The sequence below is a fragment of the Streptomyces sp. NPDC017676 genome (genome assembly GCF_044329325.1).
Lineage (GTDB): Bacteria > Actinomycetota > Actinomycetes > Streptomycetales > Streptomycetaceae > Streptomyces.
This window is the reverse complement of record NZ_JBIRJA010000014.1, coordinates 75,588-97,998: the sequence shown is the minus strand read 5'-3', so window position 1 is coordinate 97,998 and position 22,411 is coordinate 75,588. Positions and strand designations below refer to the sequence as shown.

The window sequence follows — 22,411 nt, the reverse complement described above, 5'->3', positions numbered from 1 at the left end:
CAGCTGTGAGTTTTCAGATATGCCTCACCTGTCCGTGTTCATTTCTTGAACACAGAGTCAGTTGATCTTGAGGAAGTGCTATCGAAGGCGCTGGGAGATGACCTTCGAGACGCCGTCGCCCTGCATGGACACGCCGTACAGCGCGTCGGCGACCTCCATCGTGCGCTTCTGGTGCGTGATCACGATCAGCTGCGAGGTCTCCTGCAGCTCCTGCATGATCCGGATCAGCCGCTGGAGGTTGGTGTCGTCCAGCGCGGCCTCGACCTCGTCCATGACGTAGAAGGGGCTCGGCCGGGCCTTGAAGATCGACACCAGCAGCGCGACGGCCGTCAGCGAGCGCTCGCCGCCCGAGAGCAGGGAAAGCCGCTTGACCTTCTTGCCCGGCGGGCGCGCCTCGACGTCCACGCCCGTGGTGAGCATGTTGTCGGGGTCCGTCAGGATCAGCCGGCCCTCGCCACCCGGGAAGAGGCGGCTGAAGACCCCCTCGAACTCCCGGGCGGTGTCCCGGTAGGCCTCGGTGAAGACCTGCTCGACGCGCTCGTCGACCTCCTTCACCACCTGGAGCAGGTCGGCGCGGGTCTTCTTCAGGTCCTCCAACTGCTCGCTGAGGAACTTGTGCCGCTCCTCCAGCGCCGCGAACTCCTCCAACGCCAGCGGGTTGACCTTGCCCAGCTGCTGGTACGCCCGCTCGGCCGCCCTGAGCCGCTTCTCCTGCTCGGCCCGCACGAAGGGGCGCGGCTGGTTGCGCGGATCGTCCGGGTCCTCGGGCAGCTGCTCGCCGTCGGCGGGGGGCGAGGGCGGCACAGGCTGGTGCGGCCCGTACTCCGCCACCAGACCCTCCGGCTCGACACCCAGCTCCTCCAGCGCCCTGGTCTCCAGCTGCTCGATGCGCAGCCGCTTCTCGGCACCGAGTACCTCGCCACGGTGGACCGAATCCGTCAACTTGTCGAGTTCGGCCTTCAGTTCACGGCCCGCCGTACGGGCGGCGGCCAGCTCCTGCTCACCCCGGGCCTTGGCGGCCTCGGCGGCGGAACGCTCCTGCTCCGCCCGGGCGAGGGACACCTCGACGTGCGCGAGCAGTTGCCGGGCGCCGGAGGCGACGGCCTCCGCGACCGCCGCCTCGTGCCGCAGCCGGGCCCGGCGCTGCTCGGCACGCGCGCGTGCCTCGCGTTCGGCGCGGGCCGCCCGGTCGAGCGAGTCGGCGCGTCCGGCGAGCCCCTTGACCCGCTCCTCGTGCGTACGGACCTGGAGGCGGGCCTCCATCTCGGTCTGCCGCGCGTTGGCCCCGTCGGCGGCGAGCCGGTCGCGCACCGAGGTGTCCGGCTCCTCCTCCACCGGCATCTCCTCGGCCACCGCCAGCCGCTCGGCCAGTTCCTCGGCCTCCTGTACGGCCTTCTCCAGCGCCTCCTGCGCGCGGGCCGCCGCCGCGGCCGACCGCTCGGCCTCCCCGGCGGCACCGCGCGCCTGTCCGGCGAGCCGGCCGAGCTGCTGGGCCACGGCCGACTTCTCCCGGTCGGCGGCCCGTCGCCGCTCCCCCAGTTCCTCGACCAGGGCGGCGGCCCGCCCGCGGTGCTCGGCCGCCGCCCGCTGGGCCTCGGTCAGCTCCCGGCAGCGCACCTCCAGCTCGGCCAGCTCGGCCGCGGCCTCGTCGACGGACGCCTGCACCTCCAGCAGGCTGGGCGCGCCCGCCGAGCCGCCGTGCGCGAAGTGGGCACCCAGGAGGTCGCCCTCGGCGGTGACGGCGGTCAGCTCGGGGTGTGCGTGGACCAGGGCCTCGGCGTCGTCGAGGGTGTCGACCACCACGATGCCGGCCAGGAGCCGGCGGACGGCGGGCATCAGCTCGACTGGGCCGTGGACGAGGTCGGCGGCGGGTCGGTGGCCGGGTGCGGGGAGGGGGGGTCGGTGGTCGGGTGCGGGAGCGTCGTGGTTGCTCGCGCCGTTCCCCCTGCCCGTGAGGGGCGTTGATCCGCCGTCGTCGGGTGCGGGAGCGTCGTGGCTGGTCGCGCCGTTCCCCGCGCGCCCTTGGGGTGCGTTCTCCGGGGCTCCTGCGAGGAGGAGGGTCGCTCGGCCGCCGTCCTGTTTGCGGAGGAGGTTGATGGCCTCGGTCGCCGCCGCGGGGTTCGCCACGGCGATGGCGTCCGCCGCTGTGCCCAGGGCCGCTGCCAGCGCAATCTCGTAGCCCGGTGTGATCGTCAGCAGCTCCGCCGCGGGGCCGAGCACTCCGGTGAGGCGGTCCCGGGCGCCGAGCAGTATGCCGGTGCCGTCCTTCCGGCGGAGGCCCAGCGCCAGCGCCTCGTGGCGGGCCCGGGTCGCGGCACGGCTGCGCTCGGCGGCGGTCAGTGCCTCGCGGGCCGCGGTCAGGGCGGCCTCGGCCTCGGCCAGCTCCCGTTTCGCCGTCTCGTGCTGTTCGGCCAGGTCGGCGTCGTCGGCGTCGAGGCCGTCGACCTCGGCCTGGAGGGCCTCGTACTCCTCCTGGGCGCGGACGGCGCGTTCCTGTGCCTCGTCGCGGGCCGTGGCCAGCCGGTCGATCTCGGCCTGGGCGGAGGCGGCGCGCGAGCGGGCCGCGTTGACCTGCCCGGAGAGGCGGGCCAGCCCTTCCCTGCGGTCCGCGATGGCACGGGCGACGTCCTTCAGCCGGCGTTCCTCGACGGCCAGCTCGCGCTCCAGTTCGGCCCGGTGGGCGACGGTGTCGTCCAGTGCCCGCTGGGCCGCCTCCAGGGCGGCCTCCAGCTCGGCCTCCTGCTCGCGGATGCGGGCGGCCTCGCGCTCCAGGTCCTCCGGGTCCCGGCCGCGCCGCTCGTCGGGGGGCGCGGAGGTGGCGCTCTTGACCCGGGCGTCGGCCAGCGAGACCGTGCCGCGCACGCGCTCGGCCAGCTGGGACAGCTCGTACCAGGTCTGCTGGGCGCGCTGGAGACGCGGGGTCAGCCTGCGTACCTCGTCCTCCAGCAGGGCCTCGCGGTGGAGGGCCCTCTTCAGCTCCTGCTCGGCGGTCTCCTTGCGCTCCTTGAGGGCCGCCTCGTCGGCGATCTCGGCCTGGAGGGCTTCGCGCAGGCGGACCAGGTCGTCGGCGAGGAGCCGCAGGCGGGCGTCGCGGAGGTCGGCCTGGATGACGGCGGCCCTGCGGGCGACGGCGGCCTGCCGGCCGAGGGGCTTGAGCTGGCGCCGCAACTCGTCCGTCAGGTCCTGCACGCGCGCGAGGTTGGCCTGCATCGCGTCCAGCTTGCGGAGCGCCTTCTCCTTGCGCTTGCGGTGCTTGAGGACGCCGGCCGCCTCCTCGATGAAGGCGCGGCGGCCCATGGGGTCGGCGTGCAGGACCGAGTCGAGCTGGCCCTGGCCGACGATGACGTGCATCTCGCGGCCGATGCCGGAGTCGGAGAGCAGCTCCTGGATGTCCAGCAGGCGGCAGGTGTCGCCGTTGATCTGGTACTCGCTGCCGCCGTTGCGGAACATGATCCGCGTGATGGTGACCTCGGCGTACTCGATGGGCAGCGCGCCGTCGGAGTTGTCGATGGTCAGGGACACCTCGGCGCGGCCGAGCGGCGGGCGGCCGGTGGTGCCGGCGAAGATGACGTCCTCCATCTTGCCGCCGCGCAGCGACTTGGCGCCCTGTTCGCCCATGACCCAGCTGAGCGCGTCCACGACATTGGACTTGCCCGAGCCGTTCGGTCCCACGACACACGTGATGCCCGGTTCGAACCGGAGCGTGGTCGCCGAGGCGAACGACTTGAACCCGCGGAGGGTCAGGGCCTTGAGGTGCACGCCGCTGGACTCTACCCGCCGCCGCTATCTCACTCCATGAACCCTCGCAACCGCGCGGTTTCGCTGGTGACCATGCAGGGCACACCAGATGTTGAAGAGCCTGAAAGGATGCGCGGGCCAACGAGCGGCGGGGGAAGACGGGGGAAAGAACGAAGGGACGCCGAAGCGTCCCTTGCAACTCTGACGGCTGGATCTCAGCCGTCCGATCAACTGAGCGGTTGATACGGGCAGCCCGATCGCTGCGACTGCTGTCGTGGAGCGATGCAACGATCAGGTGAGCGCAGGCTCCGCCTGGTGTGCGTCGATGCTCTCCATGATCCTGTCCTGAGAAGCGGCAGCCGTCAGCGCTTCGTTCTCCGCCTGGATCCGTACGAGCTCGGACTCCAGGTCCTGGACACGCTGCTGCAGCCGTCGCATCTCGGCGAGGAGTCGAGGGTCGGAGCCGCCGACGTAACCGAGAAGCGCCTTTGCCATGATGGATGGTCCTCCACACTGAGTGACCGACCGATGCGGTGTGGGTCGTGAGGGATTCGCACCCGTGGTGCTTGGCACATCCGGGTGTTGCTCTGGTGTTGCTCCATGCCAAACAGCTAAGGTGCGCGGGGCTTTCAGCGTCTCACCAAAAAGTTTGACGGTCAACACGATCACGCCCTGTATTGGCGGGCGAACCGGGGCGCGCGGCCGGTGAAGCGGCGGCGCTGCGACTCCTCCGGACCCTCAGGGCGTGGCGACCAGCAGTAAAAGCGGAGCCTGCCATGCCACGCCCGTCTTGGCAACCACCAGGGCGTTTCCGTCTCCGCATGTGCCCCCGGCAGCTTGCCACGCCCCGTCGCCCGGTACCGGACCCCTCCGGATCAGCGGATGGCGAAGCCGTCGTAGCCGCCGCGCGGTGTGTCCCAGATCTCGGTGACACCGTCCACGTGCCCGGGCGTGTCGCTGCCCTGTAGCCAGTCCAGCAGCCCCTCGCACCCTTCCCGCGGTCCCTCCGCGACCACCTGGACCCGGCCGTCGGCCAAATTGAGAGCAAAACCACTCAGCCCGCCGATCTCCAGCGCCTTGGCGCGCGTGAACCAGCGAAATCCCACGCCCTGCACGTGTCCACGCACCCAGGCGACCAGTCGCACTTCCTCGCTCATGGGTGCAACCTAACCGGCCGGTGTCAGCCGGGACACACCGTCCCCGAGCAGCATGGGGTACGGTCCGAACTCGATGCATTTCATATGAAACTCACTCGATCGAGTGGGTTTGGTTGGCCAGAAGGAGTCGCTCGCCGCGGACTCACTCGCCGTGCAGGCGCCGGTCGACCGCAGGCACGAGGAAGAGGGCAAGGACATGGGACGCCACCGACGCTCCGCCGCCGGCCGCGCCGCCACGGGCCGCGCCACGGGGGCCGGCCACCCGCAGCACCCGGGTTCCGGAAGCGACGGCCCCGAGCACTCGTCCGCGGGGGAACAGCGGGTGCCGAAGGGCATCGCGCCCTACCTGAACCCGGAGGCCTACGCCGAGGCCACGGCGAAGGCCCAGGAGTACCTGTTCGCGACGGGCGACGGGCCCGCGCCGGGACAGGGGTCCGGATCCGGCGGCGGTGGCTCCGCGGGCGGCGGTTTCACCCCGTCCGGTGAGCACCAGCGGCGGAACAGGCTCGGGCGGCCGGTGCGCGCGGGTCTGCTCGGTGCGTCCCTGGCCGTCGGCCTCGGCGCGATCGCGGTGGCCACGGGTTCCATACCGGGCCTGGAGCAGTACCAGCTCGGCGGCGATACGCACACCTCGGGCGGGGACCGGGTACGGACCGCTGCCGCCCCCAGCAACACGGCCGGCGAGCAGGGCGGCACCTCGGGCAGCGCGGAGACGTCCACCGGCCCGTCCCGTGGCGGGAGCAGTACGCGCGGCGGTTCCGCCGGCCCGTCGGCCTCGGCGCCCGCCTCGCATTCCCCCTCCTCGACCCCCTCCGCCTCCGCCTCCGCGCCCACCCCGAAGCCGACGTCCTCCTCGAAGCCGACGTCCCCTTCGAAGCCGACGTCCCCTTCGAAGCCGTCGTCCCCTTCGAAGCCGTCGTCCCCTTCGAAGCCGTCGTCCCCTTCGAAGCCGACGTCCCCTTCGAAGCCGACGTCCCCTTCAATGAGGGCGACCCCCTCCAAGACGGCGGCCCCTTCAATGAGGGCGACCCCCTCCAAGACGGCGGCCCCTTCAAGGACGGCCCCCTCAAGGACGGCCACTCCCTCCAAGACGGCGGCGCCCTCCAAGACGCCGACCCCCTCAAGGACCGCCACCCCCTCCCAGACTGCGGCCGGGAAGCCGACGCCGGTGAGGACGACGCCGAGGACCACGCCCTCCGCGCCGTCCAGGCCAACCGCGCCGTCCAAGCCGACCACATCGCCCAAACCGGCTACACCAGCCAAAACGGTGGGGCCAGCCAAACCTGTAGTGCCAACCAAGCCGGCCACACCAGCGAAGCCCTCCACGCCGAACCCCACCCCGTCCCGTACGGTCACCAAGGCGCCGGCGCCGGCGTCCTCGCCGGTGACGGTGTCGCGGGAGGCCGCCGCCGAGGCGCAGGTGCTGAAGCTCGTCAACGACGAGCGGGCGAAGGTCGGCTGCAGCCCCCTCGCGGCGAACTCCTCACTGACGAAGCTGGCCGAGGCCTTCAGCGACGACATGGCCGCGCGTGGCTACTTCGACCACACCGACCCGGACGGCAGGACGCCGTGGGACCGGGCGGCGGCGGTCGGCATCACCGATCTCGGCGGCCAGAACATAGCCCGTGGTCAGGCCGGCGCGGCGGCCGTCATGGCTGCCTGGATGAACAGCCCCGGCCACCGCGCCAACATCCTGAACTGCGATTTCAAGACCCTCGGCGTCGGCGTCCACTTCGGTCCGGGCGGACCTTGGTGGACGCAGGACTTCGGCTACTGAGACAACCGCAGCCGGCCCGGCGAGGACGAGCGGAGCTCCCCGGCCTCGGCAGGCGCTACGCGGCGACGCGTCCGCGGGTGAAGGTCTTCGCCGTTTCCGCCACCCGGCGCCCCAGGTGCTCAGCGGTGGCCACGTCGGCCTTGTGGACGCCCTCGGGGCCCTGGTCGTTGTTGCTCTGGGCGGCGGCACCGGCGAAGAAGCCGAGGCGGTTGAGGTCGTGCTCGGAGGCGGTGCTGCTGTTCCAGCCGGGGAGCAGGCCGAGGTTGATCCAGTGCATGCCGTGCTGGGCGGCGAGCGTCTGGAAGAACTGCAGCGTGTGCAACTTGTCGCCGCTCTTGGAGGCGGAGTTGGTGAAGCCGGCGGCCAGCTTGTCCTTCCAGTCCTGGCCGAACCAGCGCTTGGAGGTGGCCTCGGCGAAGGTGTGGAAGGCTCCGGAGGCGGTGCCCATGTAGGTGGGCGAGCCGAAGACGATCACGTCGGAGCGGTCCAGCGTCTCCCACTGCTCGTCGGTGATCTCGTCCACCTTGATCAGGTGCACCTCGGCGCCCGCGTCGAGGGCACCGGCGCGGACGGCCTCGGCGAGGACGGCGGTGTGGCCGTAACCGGAGTGGTAGGCGATGGAAACGACGGGGGTGGTCATGGGGACTCCTCGAAAGGCACAGCGGTGAACGGCGGCTCGGAAGAAGAGAGAGCAGCTCGTGAGCGGTAACCACAGGAAAGCACTAACTGGAAGTTAGTGCAACCTGGTGGAGAGCGCTGCGCGGGCGTACGCTTGCCGGTATGACCGTGACCACCCAGGACCACGACGACCTCGCGTACAACGTCTTCGCGAAGGCGTGCCCGTCACGGGGCACGCTGGAGCACGTCACGGGCCGCTGGGGCGGGCTGACGCTCGGCGCGCTGTACGAGGGTCCGCTGCGCTTCAACGAACTGCGCCGGCGCGTGGACGGGGTGAGCGAGAAGATGCTGTCCCAGACGCTGCACGCGCTGGAACGGGACGGCCTGGTCCACCGCGAGGCCCAGCCGACGAACCCGCCGCGCGTGGACTACGAGCTGACGCCCCTGGGCCGGCGGGTCGCCGAGCGGCTGCTGGCGCTCATCCACTGCGTGGAGGGCGCGATGGACGACGTCCTCGCGTCCCGCGCGCGTTACGACGAGACGCGCGGCGCCCTCTGACACCTGGGGCAGAAGTAGCTGGACCGGTTCATCCAGGGGCGCCGGCGCATGGGGGTGCCGCAGCGGCGGCAGGGCTCGCCCTCCCGGCCGTAGGCGTCCAGGGAGCGGTCGAAGTAGCCGGATTCGCCGTTGACGTTGACGTACAGGCTGTCGAAGCTGGTGCCGCCGACGGCGAGGGCCGCGTTCATCACGTCCCGGATGTGACCGAGGAGTTCCGCCGTGACCGGGCGGGTGAAGTTCGCCGTGGGGCGTTCGTAGTGGATGCGGGCGCGCCACAGGGCCTCGTCCGCGTAGATGTTGCCGACGCCGCTGATCAGTGACTGGTCCAGCAGGGCCCGCTTGATGGTGGTCCGCTTGCGGCGCAGCGCCTGGTGGAAGGACTCGTCGTCGAAGAGCGGGTCCAACGGGTCGCGGGCGATGTGCGCGATGACGTCGGGCAGGCCGTCGGGGGTGTTGTCGTGCAACGACAGCCCGCCGAAGGTGCGCTGGTCCACGAAGCGGAGTTCGGTACCGAGGGAGTCGGCGAACCTCACGCGGATGCGCAGGTGCTTCTCGTCCGCCGTCTCATGCGGCTGGACCAGGAGCTGGCCGCTCATGCCGAGGTGGGCGAGGACGGACTGGTTCGTCTCCTCCAGCGGCAGCCACAGGTACTTGCCGCGCCGCCGGGGCGTGCCGATGTGGTGGCCCTTGAGCCGGTGCGCGAAGTCGTCGGGCCCGGCGACGTGCCGGCGTACGGCTCGCGGGTGCAGCACCTCGGTCTCGGCGACGGTCCGGTGGGCGACCCAGCGCTCCAGGCCCCGCCGGACGACTTCGACCTCGGGCAACTCGGGCACGACACTCCTTCGGGCGACTGCGGAAGAGCTGAGGGCAGGGTATCCCGGGGCCCGGCCGGACCACCGGGCCGGTGGACGTCTCCGTCCGCCGCCAGCGCCCGTGGACGGCCGGGCAGCCGTGGACGGCCGAGGGCCCGCGGTGACCGAGCGCTCGGGGACGGCCGAGCGCCCGTCCCGCGGGAGGCGGGGCGGGCGCTCGGGTGGTGCTGTTCTGTTCCGGTCAGGCGGTGGCGGACGACGCGTCGCCGTCCTTGACGGCCTGGGTGCCCTTGACGGCCTCGTCGGCCGTCTCCTTGATGGGCTCCTTGGCCACCTTGGCCCGCTCGTCCGCGGCGGCCCGGATGGCCCGCCAGGCGGACTCGGCGGCCTGCTGCTCCGCCTCCTTCTTGCTGCGGCCGGTGCCGGTGCCGTACGAGACGCCCCCGACGCGGGCGGCAGCAGTGAAGGTCTTCTCGTGGTCGGGTCCGGTCTCCGTGACCAGGTACTCGGGCACGCCGAGCCCCTCGATCGCGGTGAGCTCCTGGAGGGACGTCTTCCAGTCCAGGCCGGCACCGAGGTTGGAGGACTTCTCGATCAGCGGGTCGAACAGGCGGTGCACCAGTTCGGAGGCCGCGTCGAGGCCCTGGTCGAGATAGACCGCACCGATCACCGCTTCAAGGGTGTCGGCGAGGATGGATGCCTTGTCCCGGCCGCCCGTGCCCTCTTCACCCCGGCCGAGCCGGATGAAGGCGCCCAGGTCGAGGCCGCGCCCGACCTCCGCCAACGCACGCGAGTTGACCACCGCGGCCCGCAGCTTGGCCAGCTGGCCTTCGGGCAGGTCGGGGTGGGTGCGGTACAGCGTGTCCGTGACGACGAGGCCCAGCACGGAGTCCCCGAGGAACTCCAGGCGCTCGTTCGTCGGCAGACCGCCGTTCTCGTACGCGTAGGAACGGTGGGTCAGCGCTCGCACCAGAAGGGCGGACTCGACCTGGTAGCCGAGCCGCCCTTCCAGAAGCGTGTGGGACGAGGCCTGGTTGTCCGCAGAGGTTTTCTTCGGCGTGGACACAGTGCCTCTCACCAGCCCGCTCAGACTTCGAGGACCTGGCGCTTGTTGTAGGTGCCGCAAGACGGGCACGCGATGTGCTGCTGCTTGGGCTCGTGGCAGCGCTCGCACGCAACCAGGGTGGGGACCGCAGCCTTCCACTGCGACCGGCGGTGGCGCGTGTTGCTGCGCGACATCTTCCGCTTCGGAACAGCCACGGCTACTTCTCCTGCTTCTCGTCGACGCCCGCTTCGGCGCCGCTCATCTCGTCCTTATCGCCGGCTTCGAGTGAATCGGCGAATCCCTGCAAAGCCGCCCAACGGATGTCGACGGCGTCGTGGTGGTGGTCCGGGTCGTCCGCCAGCCGCGCCCCGCACTCGGAGCACAGACCCGGGCAGTCTTCCTGGCACACCGGCTGCATCGGCAGTGCGAGCACCACCGCATCGCGCAGCACGGGTTCGAGGTCGATCAGACCGTCCTCGACAAAGAGCCTGTCCTCGTCGTCCTCGGCGTCGTCGCCCGGTTCCGCGATCACGCGGCCCCGGTCGTCGGCGTCAGGGTACGAGAACATCTCCTGGAAGTCCGCTTCGAGTTCCAGCTCGACCGGCTCCAGACACCTTACGCACTCCCCCTCGGCCGTTGCACGGGCGGTGCCTGTGACAAGCACCCCTTCCATGACCGACTCAAGGCGGAGTTCGAGCTCCATCGGGGCGCCTTCCGGCACTCCGACGACTCCCGGGATGCCGAGATCCTTGGGAGCGTCGACCTCGCGGGTCAGGCGCTGCAGCGCACCAGGACGCCGACCCAGCTCGTGCGTGTCGATCACGAGGGGGTTGCGGTGGTCGAGGCGGGCGTTGGAAGCCATTCCTGCTTTCGATCTTCGAACTCGAAGGGACGCCACCCGTCGGTGTTCCGGGCAGCGGTGATCGCGGACATACGCGCGACCGAACAGCCAGGATACTGGACCTTTCGCTCAGCGCCCAATCCGCCCCTGGCTACAGGCCCCGGCCCTGCTCGTACGCCCGGAGCTGCTCCGCGCTGATCATGCTCGTGTCGAAGAGGCTGGTCTCGTCCAGGGCGTACCCCTGCTGGTCCTGGTGCTGCGGCTGCTGCTCGGTCTGGTGCGGCTGCTGGGGGTCGTAGCCGGTCTGCTGGGCGTCGTAGCCCTGGTACGCGTAGGGATCGGCCTGCTGGTAGCCGTACGGGTCCTGCTGCGGGGCGTACTCCGGCTGCTGCGGGAAGCCCGCGTACGGGTCCTGCTGGTAGTCGTAGGCCGGCTGCGGTTCGTACGACGGCTGGGGCGGCTCGGGCTGCCGCTGTGCCGCCCGGTCGCTGTCCGCGAGGGCCGCGAGGTCGGCGAGGTAGTCGGCGTCGCTGGAGTGCTGGAAGGTCGTGGTGTCGTCGGCGAGGGCGCCGAGGTCGTCCGTGGCGATCCGGCCGTGCAGCTTCTGCCGGCCCCGGCCGACGGCCTCCAGCGTCTTGGCGAGGACCGCCTCGAAGGCGCCGAGTTTGGCGTCCACGTAGGCGTCGGCGTTGTGGCGCAGGGTCTCCGGGTCCTGGCTGCGCTCGGGGGCGTCCTCGTCCTCGTAGCCGTTCTCGTCCAGGCCCGGGCCGGTGCCGAGGAGCTTCTCGCGGCCCCGGCCCACCGAGCCGAGGGTCTTGGTGAGGACGACCTCGAAGTTGGCGAGCTTGGAGTCGACGTAGTCGTCGGCCTCGGCGCGGATCTCCTCGGCCTCCTTGCGGGCCTCGGCGAGGATCCGGTCGGCCTCGGCCTGGGAACGGCGGGCGATCTCGGTGTCGGAGATCAGCGAGCCGCGCTCGGCGTGCGCGTTCTCGATGATCCGCTCGGCCTCCAGCCGGGCCTGCTCGACCATCTGCTCACGGTCGCCGATCAGTTCCTGCGCCTGGGCCAGGGAACCGGGCAGCGCCTGGCGCACCTCTTCGAGCATCGCGAGCAGTTCGGCGCGGTTGATCACGCACGACGCCGACATGGGCATGCCCCGGGCGCCGGAGACCGCGGAGACGATCTCGTCGAGCTTCTTCTGCACGTCCACCTGTGCTCGCCACTCTCTACAGCCGGGTTGGAGACGGACGGGACGACTGTAGCCCCATCAGCCCTTGGCGAGGCGCTTGTTCAGCGCCTCCAGGACCTCGGCCGGCACCAGGTGGGAGACGTCGCCGCCCCAGGCCGCGACCTCCTTGACGAGGGAGGAGGACAGGAAGCTGTACGTGGGGTTGGTGGGCACGAACAGCGTCTCCACGCCGGTGAGGCCGTTGTTCATCTGCGCCATCTGGAGTTCGTAGTCGAAGTCGCTGACGGCGCGCAGGCCCTTGACGATGGCGGGGATGTCGCGCTGCTTGCAGAAGTCGACGAGGAGGCCGTGGAACGCCTCCACCCGGACGTTGGCGTACTCGGCGGTGACCTGGCGGATCAGCTCGATCCGCTCCTCGATCTCGAACAGGCCCTTCTTGGACTTGTTGATCATCACCGCGACGTAGACCTCGTCGTAGAGACGGGAGGCTCGGGCAATGATGTCGATGTGTCCGTTGGTGATCGGGTCGAAAGACCCGGGACAGACGGCGCGGCGCACTTGTGATCCCTCGCTCTCCGGTCCGGTCATCGTGCGTCTTCGCACGTAGAGGCGGCGCGACCGTACCAAAACGTTCCCTCGCCGTAGCGACGGGACCGAAGGGCCTCGAAGCCGTCCGGCCAGTGGAATGCGCCGCCTCTGGTGCTGCGCTCCACGGTGACGAGGGCTTCTTCGGCGAGCCAGCGTTCCGAGCGGAGTGTGAGCAGAATCTCCCGAAGATCGTCGTCCGTGACGGCGTACGGGGGGTCGAGGAAGACCAGGTCGTAGGGCTCGGTGGGGGGTGCGGTCCTGATGACTTGTTCCGCTTTGCCCGCTCTCACCTCTGCGCCGGGAAGGCCCAGGTTCTTCACGTTCTCGCGGACGATTCTCGCTGCTCGGGCGTCCGCTTCGACGAGGAGCGTGTGGCCCGCGCCGCGGGACAGGGCCTCCAGGCCCACGGCGCCCGAACCGGCGTAGAGGTCCAGGACCCGTTCGCCGTCCAGGGGGCCGCCGAGGAGGGACTGCCAGGTGGAGAAGAGGCCCTCGCGCGCGCGGTCCGAGGTCGGCCGGGTTCCGGTGCCGGGCGGTACGGAGAGGCGCCGTCCGCCTGCCCGGCCGGCGATCACGCGAGTCATCTTCGGTCCTCGTTCGGGGGGTGGTTACGGATTCAGTCTGGCAGGCGGCAGGGGCGCCGCACCTCAGCCCTTCTCCAAGTACTGCTCCCTCTCCTCGTCCAGCAGGGCGTCCAGGGCCGTGCGCAGGGCCGGGAGGCCGGTCAGCTCCGGGTCGGCCGCGACCACCGCCGCCGCCTCCTGCCTCGCCTCCGCGATGACCTCCTCGTCCTCGATGACCGCCAGGACCCTCAGGCTGGAGCGGGCGCCGGACTGGGCCTGGCCGAGGACGTCGCCCTCGCGGCGCTGTTCGAGGTCGATGCGGGAGAGTTCGAAGCCGTCGAGGGTGGAGGCGACGGCAGTGAGGCGCTGGCGGGCCGCGCCGGCCTCGGGCATCTCGGTGACCAGCAGGCACAGGCCGGGGGCGGAGCCACGGCCGACCCGGCCGCGCAGCTGGTGGAGCTGGGAGACGCCGAAGCGGTCGGCGTCCATGATGACCATGGCCGTGGCGTTGGGGACGTTGACGCCGACCTCGATGACGGTGGTGGCGACCAGGACGTCGGTCTCGCCGGCGGCGAAGCGGCGCATCACGGCGTCCTTGTCGTCGGGGTGCATACGGCCGTGCAGCACCTCCACCTTCAGGCCCTTCAGAGGGCCGCGGCCGAGCTGGTCGGCCACGTCGAGCACGGCCAGCGGGGGGCGCTTCTCCGCCTCGTCCTCGGGGGACTTCTTCTTGCCGGACTTCTTGGGATCGTCCTCCTCGTCCCCGATCCGCGGGCAGACCACGTACGCCTGGTGGCCGTTCGCGACCTCCTCGCGGACCCGTTCCCAGGCGCGGGCCAGGAAGTGGGGCTTGTCGGCGGCCGGCACCACGTGGCTGGCGATCGGGGAGCGGCCGGCCGGGAGCTGGTCGAGGACCGAGGTCTCCAGGTCGCCGAAGACCGTCATGGCGACCGTGCGCGGGATGGGGGTGGCCGTCATGACGAGGAGGTGCGGGGGCTGCTTCCCCTTGCCGCGCAGGGCGTCGCGCTGCTCCACGCCGAAGCGGTGCTGTTCGTCCACCACGACCAGGCCGAGGTCGTGGAACTGGACCTTGTCCTCGATGAGCGCGTGGGTGCCGATGACGATGCCGGCCTCGCCGGTGGCCAGGTCCAGCAGGGCCTGACGGCGGGCGGCCGTGCCCATGGAGCCGGTCAGCAGGACGACCTTGGTGGCGTGCTCCGCGCCGCCCAGCATGCCCCCCTCGGCCAGCTCGCCCATCATCTCGGTGACCGAGCGGTGGTGCTGCTGGGCCAGGACCTCGGTGGGCGCGAGCATGGCCGCCTGCCCGCCCGCGTCGACGACGGCGAGCATGGCGCGCAGGGCCACCATCGTCTTACCGCTTCCGACCTCGCCCTGGAGGAGGCGGTGCATGGGGTGGGCGGTGGCGAGGTCGGCGAAGATCTCCTCGGAGACCTTCCGCTGGCCCTCGGTGAGGGTGAAGGGAAGGCGGTCGTCGAAGGCCGCGAGGATGCCGTCCGGCCTGGGGACGCGGGGGACGGCGGGAAGCTGGGTCTCGGCGTGCCGGCGGCGGGCCAGGGCGACCTGGAGGACGAAGGCCTCGTCCCACTTCAGGCGGGCTCGGGCGTCGGCGATGTCGGCCTTGGTGTGCGGACGGTGGATCTTGAGCAGGGCCTCGGGGAGCGGCAGCAGGCCGCGGCCCGCGCGGAGGGTGTCGGGCAGGGGGTCGAGGGCCTCCTGGGCGCTCGGGAGGACCGTCTGCACGGCTTTGCCGATCTTCCAGGACTCCAGTTTCGCGGTGGCCGGGTAGATCGGGATCAGGGCGCCCGCCCAGGTCTCGACGGTCTCCTCGCTGTCGCCTCGCAGCAGTTCGTAGGCCGGGTGGGCCAGTTGGAGGCGGCGGTTGAACACGGAGACCTTGCCGGCGAACATCGCGCGGGTGCCCGGCAGCAGCTCCTTGTGGGGTTTGTGCACGCCGTTGCCGAAGAAGACGAGCTGGAGCCGGCCGCTGCCGTCGGTGATGGTGACTTCGAGGCGCTGGCCCTTGCCGCGGGGGGCCTTGGCCGAGGCGAAGGTGTGCAGGCGGGCGTCGGCGACCTGGGCGACCACCGTGACGTGCTCGTCCATGGGGAGGTCGGCGAGGTGCGTGAGCTGCCCGCGCTCCTCGTATCTGCGCGGGTAGTGGTGGAGCAGGTCACCGACGGTGTGCAGGCCGAGGTGCTCGGCCATCACCTTCGCGGTGGCGGGGCCGAGCACCTTCTTGAGCGGTTCTTGCAGTGCGGGCACGAGATCCATTGCACACCACGCCACTGACAATGCCGCACACCCCGCTCCGCGGATTCCCGGCCGGGTGCCGTAAACATCAGGGAAACTCCTGGTCAGGTGGGCTGCTCCGGCCCTAGGATGGCGCGCTCCGGCCATCCTTCGCGGTCACCGCCCCGCCGGGACCGCCCGACCCCGCGCCGTACGCACGCCCCCTCCGGCGCAGTGACGATGGACTCCCAGAGCTCTCAGGCATCACAGCCATCCCAGCCGCCCCACTCACCTCCTCCGCCTCACAGCTTCCAGGTCGACCTGCGTGGTCTGGTGGACCTGCTCTCCCACCACCTCTACTCCAGCCCCAAGGTCTATCTGCGCGAGCTGCTGCAGAACGCCGTGGACGCCGTCACCGCCCGCCGGGCCGTCGAACCGGACGCCCCGGCGCGGATCCGGCTGTACGCGGCGGACGGCGGGCTGCGGGTGGAGGACACCGGTGTCGGGCTCACCGAGCCGGAGGTGCACGGTCTGCTGGCGACCATCGGGCGCAGCTCCAAGCGGGCCGAGGGCCTGGAGGAGGCTCGCTCGGACTTCCTCGGCCAGTTCGGCATCGGGCTGCTGGCCTGTTTCGTCGTCGCCGAGCGGATCCGGGTGGTCAGCCGCAGCGCCCGCACGCCCGGGGCCCCGCCGGTGGAGTGGACCGCCCGGGACGACGGCTCGTACACCGTACGCACGCTGCCCGACGCCGAGCGGCCCGAGCCGGGTACGACCGTGTACCTGACCGCGCGGGCCGGTGCGGCGGAGTGGCTGGCGCCGGAGCGGGTCCGCGCCCTGGCCCGCAACTTCGGTTCGCTGCTGCCGTACGACGTCCGGGTCGGCGACGAGCCCGTCACCGAGCTGCCCGCGCCCTGGGACCGCGCCCATCCCGGTCCGGCCGGCCGCCGGGCGGCGCTGGCCCGGCACTGCCGTGAGCTGTTCGGGTTCACCCCGCTGGACTCCATCGACCTGGACGTGCCGGTGGCCGGGGTGCGCGGGGTCGCGTATGTGCTGCCGTCGGCGGTCAGCCCGGCCCAGCGGGCGACCCACCGCGTACACCTGAAGGGCATGCTGCTCACCGAGCGGGCCGAACAACTGCTGCCGGACTGGGCGTTCTTCGTCCGCTGCGTCCTGGACACCGACAGCCTGCGGCCGACCGCCTCGCGCGAGGCGCTGTACGAGGACGAGACGCTGGCCGCCGTGCGGGACGCGCTCGGGACGCGGATCCGGTCCTGGCTGACCGGGCTCGCGGCAGGTGACCCGGAGCGCCTCGCGGCCTTCCTCGCCGTGCACCACCTGGGCGTGAAGTCCCTCGCCCGGCACGACGCCGGCATGCTGCGCACGATGCTGCCGTGGCTGCCGTTCGAGACGACCGACGGGCAGCTCTCCTTGGAGGAGTTCGCGCGGCGGCACCCGGTGGTGCACTTCACGCGGACGGTCGAGGAGTACCGGCAGGTCGCGCCGATCGCCGCCGCGCAGGGCGTCGGGGTGGTCAACGGCGGTTACACGTACGACAGCGAGCTGGTCGAGGCGCTGCCGCGGGTGCGGCCGGGGACGGTGGTCGCCGAGCTGGACGCGGACACCGTGACCGCGCACCTGGACGCGGTCGACCCGGCGGAGGAGCTGGCGCTGTCCGGGTTCCTGGCCGCCGCGCGGGACCGGCTCGACCCGCTGGGCTGTGACGTCGTCCTGCGGGCCTTCCATCCGCTGTCCGTGCCCGCACTGCACCTGGACGACCGGGCCGCCCGGCACGAGCAGGCCCGCGCGGCGGCCGAGGAGCAGGCCGACGACCTGTGGGCGGGCATCCTGGGCTCGCTGCGCGGCAGCGCCCCGCGCGCGCGTCTGGTGCTCAACCACCTCAACCCGCTGGTCCGGCGGATCGGTTCGCTCGGCGATCCGGAGCTGATCGGCACCGCGACCGAGTCGCTGTACGGGCAGGCCCTGCTGATGGCGCAGCGCCCGCTCAGGCCGGCCGACTCGGCGCTGCTCAACCGGGCGTTCATCGGGCTGCTCGAATGGGCGACCCACGGGGAGGGGGACGGACGATGAGTGAGATCACCGACTTCGACGGGCTGCGCCGGGCGCTGGCGGAGAACTCCGAGCGGCCGGAGGGCCCGGCCCGCAACGCGCGCGCGGAGCAGCTGCTCGCCGAGGCCGAGAAGCTGGACATCCCGCTCGCCGTGATCGAGGCGCTCGGGCACCAGCTGAAGGTCTACAACTACAGCTCCGAGAAGGACAAGATGTTCGTCCCGTTCGCGCGGCTGCTGCGCATGTGGGACGAACGGCCCGAGGACTTCGACGCGTACGAGACGCACTCGCTGTACTGGGTCTTCAAGTGGATGTCGGCGGGCATGCTGGACCAGCCGCACATCCCGCTCGCCTCGGTCGAGAAGTGGCTCGGCGAGATGGAGCACCGCTACCGGCTCGCCGGGCACTCCGAACGGGCCGTGCGCAGTGCCGAGTTCAGCGTGGCCGCGCACATCGGGGACGTCGCGCGCGCGGAGCGGGCGTACGCGGCGTGGCTGGCCGCCGACCGGGACGGGATGGCCGACTGCCACGCCTGCGAGCTGCGTGGGCAGGGCGACTGGCAGATGCGGTGCGGGCGGGACGCCGAGGCGCTTGAGCTGTGGCGGCCGGTGCTGGAGGGCGAGTTCGCGTGCGCCCACGAGCCGCACAACGTGCTCGCCTCCTCGCTGGTACCGCTGCTGCGGCTGGGCCGCGTCGAGGAGGCCCGCGCACACCATCTGCGGGGCTTCCGGCTGGTGCGCCCCATGGAGAGCATGCGGGGCGCGTACGCCGACCACGTGGAGTTCTGCGCGCTGACCGGGAACGAGGCGCGCGGTCTGGAGCTGCTGGCGGAGCGGCCGGCGTACTTCACGGACACCGGGCACCCGCGCAGCCGGCTGGACTTCATGGCCGTGGTGACGCTGCTGATGGACCGGCTGACCGAGCTGGGGCACGGCGAGCAGCGGGTGCCGGGTCCGGCCGGCCGGACCTGGACCGCGCGGGAACTCGCGGCGCACGCGCGCGCGGGGGCGACGGAGCTCGCCGAGCGGTTCGACCGGCGCAACGGCACGTCCGCCGTCGGCGACCGCGTCCGCGCGCGGATGGCCCAGCACCCGCTGGTGGACCGCCTCCCGCTGGGCGTGCGTACGGTACGTCCCGCGCCGGCGCCGGCGGTCGCCCCCTCGCCGCAGGCCACCCCCGTCGAACCGGACCTGCCCGCCCTGCTCGCCGAGGCGCGGCGCCTGTCGGACACCCTGCGACCGCAGGCCCTGGAGGCCTGGGCGGCGGTCGCACGGGCCGCGCGGGACGGCACCGCCCTGACGCCACGCGACCGCGCGGAGATCGCCGACCACGAGGCGATGGCCCGGGGACCGGAGGGGCTGGGGCTGTTCGAGCGAGCGGCGGCCCTGTACGCGGAGGCGGGCGACCCCGGCGAGGCACTGGCGGCACGCGCGCGTGGGGCGCACATCCGCGCCCTGACGGGCGAACTGGACACGGCCCTCACCACGGTCACGTCCCTGTACGACAAGGCGCTCGCCCTGTACGCCGAGGAGGGCACCGGAGTACGCCAGACAGCGTCGGTGGCGATGAGCCGGGCCCGGGTCCTGATGCGCCGGGTGCACGAGACGGCGGGCGGGGGCGACGGTGGTCAGGAGTTCGAGGCGTTCACCGGGGCGGGTCCCGAGGAGGCCGGAGAGGGCGGGGAGGCCGTCTCGGAGGCCGGGGAGGCCGCGGCGGACACCGTGCAGGCGACCAGGGGGGTCGCGGCGGAGACCGGGGAGGGCAGGGAGGCCGTCTCGGAGACCGGAGAGGCCGCGGCGGACACCGGGCAGGCCGTCGGGGAGTCCTGGGCGGGCACCGTGGAGGCTTGGGCGGACGCGGGGCAGGTCGCGGCGAGCGCTGAGCACGCCGCCGGGGAGACCGCGGCGGACGTCGGGGACGCCGTCGCTGAGGCCGAGGTCGCTGCGCGGGAGGTGTTGGCGCTCGTCGACGGGCGTGGTGGCGGCGACGTGCGGTTGGCGGCGCGGGGCGCCGAGGCGTGGGCGATGCTCGGCGAGTTGGCCGGGGTGACCGGGGACGCCGGGCGGGCGGCGGAGTCGTTCCGGCGGGCCGCCGACGCGTATGTGGCCGCCGGGCTTCCCTGGTTCGCGGTGGAGCACCAGGTACAGGTCGCCGCGCTGGCCCACCAGGCCGGTGACCTGGCCGGGGCCGAGCGGGCGCTGCGGGCGGCCCTGGAACACGGCGCGTCGTACGTGGAGCCGGTCGGACGGGCCCAGTTGCACCTCCAGCTCGCCGAGGTGCTCGGTGGCCGGGACGCCCCCGGTGAGGCGGCCGAGCACGCGCTGGAGGCCGCGCACTGGGCCGACGAGGCCGGTGAGAGCGGCACCCTGGGCGCCTGGGCGCGGCAGCAGCTGGGCGGGTTCCTGCTGCGCCGGGGCCGGTACGCGGAGGCCGCCGAGGTGCTGGAGTCCGCGCTGGCCGACCTCAGCCCCGACACACACGGCGACGGGACGGTCGTACAGGCGCGCTGGTGGCTCGGGGACTGCCTGGGCGAGCTGGGCGAGCACCGGGCCGCCGCCGAACAGCGGCTCAAGGCCGCCGACCTCGCCCGGCACTGGCCCGAGCAGCAGGACCACGCCACGCTCGCCCACCTCGCCGCGGAGTCGCTGGGCAACGCCGGGCTCGCGGCGGAGGCGGATCGCGCGTACGCCCGCGCGGGCGAACTGTGGCGCGCGCTCGGCAGCACCGCGTTCCTGGTCCGCTCGCTGCGCGCCCGCGCCTGGCTCGCCCTCGACGGTGAGCCGGGGGCGGCGGACGCGCGTGCGCTGATGACGCGCGCGGTACGGGAGTGCGAGACGGCGCTGGCGGCGGCGGAGGAGGCGGACCGGGAGGAGCTGGCCACCGAACTGGGGGGCACCCACCGGCAGTTCGCGGAGCTGCTGGTCCGCTCGGCGCCCGAGGAATCCGGGGAGGCTGAGGAGGCCGGGGACCCGGCGGTCCGGGCCGCGTTCGAGGCGGCGCTGGAGGAGCTGACCCGGGCCGTGGCGGTGTTCGCGACGCTCGGCGCGGCCGGACTGCACCACCGCACGGGCGCCGAACTGGCCGCGGGCAGGCTGGAGGCGGACCTCGGCCGTCCGGCGCGGGCGGCGGCACGCGCGCGCGGGGTGCTCGCGGCCTACGAGGGCGCGGGCGAGCGGGACGAGACGTCCCGGGCCCGGCGGGAAGAGGCGGCCCACTTGCTGGAGGCGGCACAGGAGCGGGCTGGGGAGGACGCCGAACGGGGCTGAGCCGTCCCCACCGTCACTCCACGCCGATGAGCAGCAGCGCACCCTGCCGGCCGCCCCGGTACACCACCGTGTCCACGGCCAGGTAGGACTCTCGTACGCGTGCCTCCAGCTGCGCGGCGACGGTCTCGGGCGCCTCGTCGCCGACGACGAGCGTCACCAGTTCGCCGCCGGCCTGGAGCATGCGGTCCAGGAGGGTGCGGGCGGTGGCGGTGACGTCCGCGCCGATCACCGCGACATCGCCGTCGATCAGGCCGAGCACGTCCCCGGCCTGGCAGATGCCGGCCGTCGTCCAGGACTGGCGCTCGGCGACGACGACCTCGGCGTACCGGGTGGCGCCCGCCGCCGAGGTCATCTGGACGACGTCCTCGTCGAACCGGCGCCCCGGCTCGTGCACCGCGAGCGCGGCGATGCCCTGGACCGCCGAGCGGGTCGGGATCAGGGCCACGCGGATGCCCTCGGTGCGGGCCTGTTCAGCCGCGGCGGCGGCCGTGTGGCGCAGGTCGGCGTCGTTGGGCAGCAGGACGACCTCCCGCGCGTGGGCCCGCCGTACCGCCTGCACCAGCTCCCCGCTGGCGGGCGGCTCACCGGGGCGCGCGAGGACGGTGGTCGCGCCCGACTCGGCGTACAGCCCGGCCAGCCCCTCGCCCGGTACGACGGCGACGACCGCCCGCTGGGCCCGCTCGCGCGGCGGGCGCTCACGGCCGGTGTGCACGTCGCCGAGCCCGAAGTGGGTGATCCGGATCCGGTACGGCCGCCCGGCCTCCACGCCGGCCTCCACGGCGGCACCGGCGTCGTCGACGTGCACATGGACGTTCCACAGCCCGTCGCCGCCGACCACGACCAGGGAGTCCCCGAGGGCGTCGAGCCGCGCGCGCAGCCGGGCCACGGCCGCGTCGTCGGCCTCCAGGAGATAGATCACCTCGAAGGCCGGTCCGCCGGGTCCGGCCTCGTCGGCGCACCGCTCGGTGGCCGCCACGCGCGCGTGCGCGGGTGCGTCGCCATCGGGGGCGGACGCGGGTACGGACACGGCTCCCTGGGGCTGCGGGATCTCCCGCAGCAGGGACTCGCGCACCGGAAGTTCACGCACCGCGAGCTCGCGTACCGGAAGCTCACGTACCGGAGGTTCCCGTACCGCCTCCCCCGTGAACGCCTCCACCAGCGCCCCCAGCACCGCCACCAGCCCCCGGCCGCCCGCGTCCACCACGCCGGCCCGCTCCAGCACGGCCAGCTGGCCCGGGGTCGCCGCGAGGGCCGCCCGCGCTCCCTCGTAGGCGGCCCGGGCGACCGTCCGGCAGTCGCCCTCGGCTCCCTCGGCGGCGTCGGCGGCGGCCGAGGCGACCGTGAGCACGGTGCCCTCGACGGGGTGGGCGACGGCCTGCCGGGCGGAGTCGGCGGCCCGGCGCAGGGCCAGCCTCAGCTCCGGGCCGTCGATGTGAGAGGCGTCACCGCCGTCCGCGAGCACCTGCGCCATCCCGCGCAGGAGCTGCGCGAGGATCGTCCCCGAGTTGCCCCGGGCCCCGATCAGCGCCCCGTGGGCCATGGCCCGGACGGCGTCCGCCAGGGCGGGCTCCCCGGAGCCGGTCTCGTACCCGGCGAACACCGCCTCCACGGCCGTCGCCGCCGATTCCAGGGTCAGGTACAGATTGGTCCCGGTGTCACCGTCCGCCACCGGATAGACGTTGATCGCGTCGATCTCCTCACGGGCCCTCCCCAGGGCCCGCAGCGCCAGACCGCACCAGGTACGCACCGCGAGAGCATCGAGGAATGTCTGCGGCACCTGCGTCACCTGCGCCTCCCTGAGCTGGCTTGACGTGGCACGCAGCGTAGACCCCGGACCGGTGTCCCGCGGAAGAGGGCCGGGGACGGGGGTCTGAGCTGCCATGGTAGTTTCGTTGTACGGGCGCAGCCGTTGTATGCTGCTCCGGTTGCCCGATCCGATCGG

General features: G+C 72.6%; 18 protein-coding genes. 4 read left to right on the top strand and 14 right to left on the bottom strand.

Features of this window, described 5'->3' with window-relative positions; genetic code table 11:
- Positions 1-78: 78 nt before the first annotated feature.
- The 4 genes from ACH4LD_RS28705 to ACH4LD_RS28690 form a co-directional block, all read right to left on the bottom strand.
- On the bottom strand, positions 79-3,759 hold the full coding sequence (locus ACH4LD_RS28705; protein ID WP_398057166.1) for an AAA family ATPase: 3,681 nt from the start codon (positions 3,757-3,759) through the stop codon (positions 79-81).
- 270 nt (positions 3,760-4,029) lie between these two features.
- Entirely contained in the window at positions 4,030-4,233 is a 204-nt protein-coding gene (locus ACH4LD_RS28700; protein ID WP_014675251.1) for a hypothetical protein, read from the bottom strand.
- Between the two features lie 380 nt (positions 4,234-4,613).
- Positions 4,614-4,895 (bottom strand): acylphosphatase, encoded by a 282-nt coding sequence (locus tag ACH4LD_RS28695; RefSeq protein ID WP_132788845.1) that lies wholly within the window; start codon positions 4,893-4,895, stop codon positions 4,614-4,616.
- A gap of 360 nt (positions 4,896-5,255) precedes the next feature.
- Complete coding sequence (locus ACH4LD_RS28690; RefSeq protein WP_398057167.1) at positions 5,256-6,122, bottom strand: hypothetical protein; 867 nt, start codon at positions 6,120-6,122, stop codon at positions 5,256-5,258.
- A 61-nt stretch (positions 6,123-6,183) separates the two neighbouring features.
- Between ACH4LD_RS28690 and ACH4LD_RS28685 the strand changes: the two genes are divergently transcribed.
- Positions 6,184-6,672, top strand: coding sequence for a CAP domain-containing protein (locus tag ACH4LD_RS28685; RefSeq protein WP_398057168.1), 489 nt, complete (start codon positions 6,184-6,186; stop codon positions 6,670-6,672).
- Positions 6,673-6,727: 55 nt separating this feature from the next.
- Here the strand turns inward: ACH4LD_RS28685 and ACH4LD_RS28680 are convergent, their stop codons facing one another.
- On the bottom strand, positions 6,728-7,312 hold the full coding sequence (locus tag ACH4LD_RS28680) for a flavodoxin family protein (RefSeq protein WP_398057169.1): 585 nt from the start codon (positions 7,310-7,312) through the stop codon (positions 6,728-6,730).
- 140 nt (positions 7,313-7,452) lie between these two features.
- Between ACH4LD_RS28680 and ACH4LD_RS28675 the strand changes: the two genes are divergently transcribed.
- Positions 7,453-7,848 (top strand): helix-turn-helix domain-containing protein, encoded by a 396-nt coding sequence (locus ACH4LD_RS28675; protein ID WP_103811183.1) that lies wholly within the window; start codon positions 7,453-7,455, stop codon positions 7,846-7,848.
- On the opposite strand, the gene mutM is transcribed toward ACH4LD_RS28675, so the two are convergent.
- From mutM to recG, 8 genes are all read right to left on the bottom strand, one after another.
- The gene (mutM, locus tag ACH4LD_RS28670) at positions 7,821-8,681 is read right to left on the bottom strand and encodes a bifunctional DNA-formamidopyrimidine glycosylase/DNA-(apurinic or apyrimidinic site) lyase (protein WP_103811184.1); all 861 of its coding nucleotides are present in this window, start codon (positions 8,679-8,681) and stop codon (positions 7,821-7,823) included. The genes ACH4LD_RS28675 and mutM overlap by 28 nt on opposite strands.
- A 220-nt stretch (positions 8,682-8,901) precedes the next feature.
- Entirely contained in the window at positions 8,902-9,726 is an 825-nt protein-coding gene (gene rnc, locus ACH4LD_RS28665) for a ribonuclease III (RefSeq protein ID WP_132788848.1), read from the bottom strand.
- A 20-nt stretch (positions 9,727-9,746) separates the two neighbouring features.
- Positions 9,747-9,920 carry a 50S ribosomal protein L32 gene (rpmF, locus tag ACH4LD_RS28660; protein ID WP_003951102.1) on the bottom strand — a complete coding sequence of 58 codons (174 nt, stop codon included), beginning with the start codon at positions 9,918-9,920 and terminating at the stop codon, positions 9,747-9,749.
- 2 nt (positions 9,921-9,922) lie between these two features.
- Positions 9,923-10,567 (bottom strand): DUF177 domain-containing protein, encoded by a 645-nt coding sequence (locus tag ACH4LD_RS28655; protein ID WP_132788849.1) that lies wholly within the window; start codon positions 10,565-10,567, stop codon positions 9,923-9,925.
- 130 nt (positions 10,568-10,697) lie between these two features.
- Positions 10,698-11,756: a cell division initiation protein gene (locus ACH4LD_RS28650; protein ID WP_398057170.1), complete on the bottom strand. Its 1,059-nt coding sequence runs from the start codon at positions 11,754-11,756 to the stop codon at positions 10,698-10,700.
- Positions 11,757-11,813: 57 nt separating this feature from the next.
- Positions 11,814-12,293: a pantetheine-phosphate adenylyltransferase gene (coaD, locus tag ACH4LD_RS28645; protein WP_181140288.1), complete on the bottom strand. Its 480-nt coding sequence runs from the start codon at positions 12,291-12,293 to the stop codon at positions 11,814-11,816.
- Positions 12,294-12,319: 26 nt separating this feature from the next.
- Complete coding sequence (gene rsmD / locus ACH4LD_RS28640) at positions 12,320-12,907, bottom strand: 16S rRNA (guanine(966)-N(2))-methyltransferase RsmD (protein ID WP_398057171.1); 588 nt, start codon at positions 12,905-12,907, stop codon at positions 12,320-12,322.
- Positions 12,908-12,970: 63 nt separating this feature from the next.
- Entirely contained in the window at positions 12,971-15,178 is a 2,208-nt protein-coding gene (gene recG / locus ACH4LD_RS28635; RefSeq protein ID WP_398057172.1) for an ATP-dependent DNA helicase RecG, read from the bottom strand.
- A gap of 198 nt (positions 15,179-15,376) precedes the next feature.
- Here recG and ACH4LD_RS28630 point away from each other — a divergent pair, with 198 nt between their 5' ends.
- Positions 15,377-17,224: an HSP90 family protein gene (locus ACH4LD_RS28630; RefSeq protein WP_398057173.1), complete on the top strand. Its 1,848-nt coding sequence runs from the start codon at positions 15,377-15,379 to the stop codon at positions 17,222-17,224.
- The gene (locus ACH4LD_RS28625; protein ID WP_398057174.1) at positions 17,221-20,469 is read left to right on the top strand and encodes a tetratricopeptide repeat protein; all 3,249 of its coding nucleotides are present in this window, start codon (positions 17,221-17,223) and stop codon (positions 20,467-20,469) included. The genes ACH4LD_RS28630 and ACH4LD_RS28625 overlap by 4 nt, the downstream gene beginning before the upstream one ends.
- A 13-nt stretch (positions 20,470-20,482) precedes the next feature.
- On the opposite strand, the gene ACH4LD_RS28620 is transcribed toward ACH4LD_RS28625, so the two are convergent.
- Positions 20,483-22,255: a DAK2 domain-containing protein gene (locus ACH4LD_RS28620; protein WP_398057175.1), complete on the bottom strand. Its 1,773-nt coding sequence runs from the start codon at positions 22,253-22,255 to the stop codon at positions 20,483-20,485.
- Positions 22,256-22,411 lie beyond the last annotated feature (156 nt).

Excerpts from the sequence above, each read along its gene's own strand:
- ACH4LD_RS28680 (WP_398057169.1), bottom strand. The coding sequence starts at position 7,312 with ATGACCACCCCCGTCGTTTCCATCGCCTACCACTCCGGTTACGGCCAC.
- rsmD (WP_398057171.1), bottom strand. The coding sequence starts at position 12,907 with ATGACTCGCGTGATCGCCGGCCGGGCAGGCGGACGGCGCCTCTCCGTA.
- ACH4LD_RS28700 (WP_014675251.1), bottom strand. The coding sequence starts at position 4,233 with ATGGCAAAGGCGCTTCTCGGTTACGTCGGCGGCTCCGACCCTCGACTC.
- ACH4LD_RS28675 (WP_103811183.1), top strand. The coding sequence starts at position 7,453 with ATGACCGTGACCACCCAGGACCACGACGACCTCGCGTACAACGTCTTC.
- ACH4LD_RS28655 (WP_132788849.1), bottom strand. The coding sequence starts at position 10,567 with ATGGCTTCCAACGCCCGCCTCGACCACCGCAACCCCCTCGTGATCGAC.
- ACH4LD_RS28625 (WP_398057174.1), top strand. The coding sequence starts at position 17,221 with ATGAGTGAGATCACCGACTTCGACGGGCTGCGCCGGGCGCTGGCGGAG.
- recG (WP_398057172.1), bottom strand. The coding sequence starts at position 15,178 with ATGGATCTCGTGCCCGCACTGCAAGAACCGCTCAAGAAGGTGCTCGGC.
- ACH4LD_RS28630 (WP_398057173.1), top strand. The coding sequence starts at position 15,377 with ATGGACTCCCAGAGCTCTCAGGCATCACAGCCATCCCAGCCGCCCCAC.
- ACH4LD_RS28695 (WP_132788845.1), bottom strand. The coding sequence starts at position 4,895 with ATGAGCGAGGAAGTGCGACTGGTCGCCTGGGTGCGTGGACACGTGCAG.